1 protein-coding gene is annotated in these 869 nt (G+C 49.8%); it reads left to right on the top strand.

The window, feature by feature from the left end; translation table 11 throughout:
• Window positions 1-869, top strand: an 869-nt coding sequence (locus AC07XU_RS18320; protein WP_494945082.1) for a hypothetical protein, incomplete at both ends; no start/stop codon positions are given.

The raw sequence follows: 869 nt of genomic DNA, 5'->3' as shown, positions 1-869 counted from the left end.
GTTGCAGGGGAGACCTACAGCGTTGACGGAAGTGCCTATACCTCAACATTGACCTACGCTGGATTAAGCCCTGGCGACCATACAATACTTTCAAAAAGTGCAGATGGCTGTATCTCAGCAGCTACGACAGTTACAATAAACGCTGCAAAAACAGAGGCTGTAAAACCAGTTGTTGCTGTTACCCAACCAGTTTGCGGCACGCCAACAGGCAGCATTGCCATTACTTCAGTTGCAGGGGAGACCTACAGCGTAGATGGCGGTGCCTATTCGGCAACATTGACCTACGCTGGATTAACCCCTGGTGACCATACCATCACTGCAAAAACTTCTGATGACTGCACTGCAGCAACAACAATTACGATCAACGCTGCCAAGGTGGAGCCGGTGAAACCAACTGTAACCATACCTCTACAGCCAACCTGCAGCACTCCTACCGGTACAATCATCGTAAAGTATTATAATAATACTGAGACTTATAGCATTGATGGCGGAGCCTTTACAACAAAGCGGGTTTACTCAGGTGTTATCCCTGGCGACCACACAGTTGTTGCCATGAGCGCTGATGGCTGTTTGTCTGAGACTACGACGTTCACTGTAGCTCTAGCCAAGGTTTTGGCCGTACAGCCAGTTGTTTCGGTAACTCAGCCAGTTTGCGGCACGCCAACGGGCAGCATTGCCATCACGGCAGTTGCAGGGGAGACCTACAGTGTAGACGGAAGTGCCTATACCTCAACATTGACCTACGCTGGATTAAGCCCTGGCGACCATACGGTAACTGCAAAAAGCGTGGATGGCTGTATCTCTGCGGCTACGACAGTTACGATAAATACAGCAAAAACAGAGGCGGTAACACCAGTTGTTGCGGTAAG

The organism is Pedobacter sp. GW456-11-11-14-TSB4, assembly GCF_059424425.1.
The sequence above is the reverse complement of the archived record's forward strand: the minus strand, read 5'-3'. Positions and strand labels throughout refer to the sequence as shown.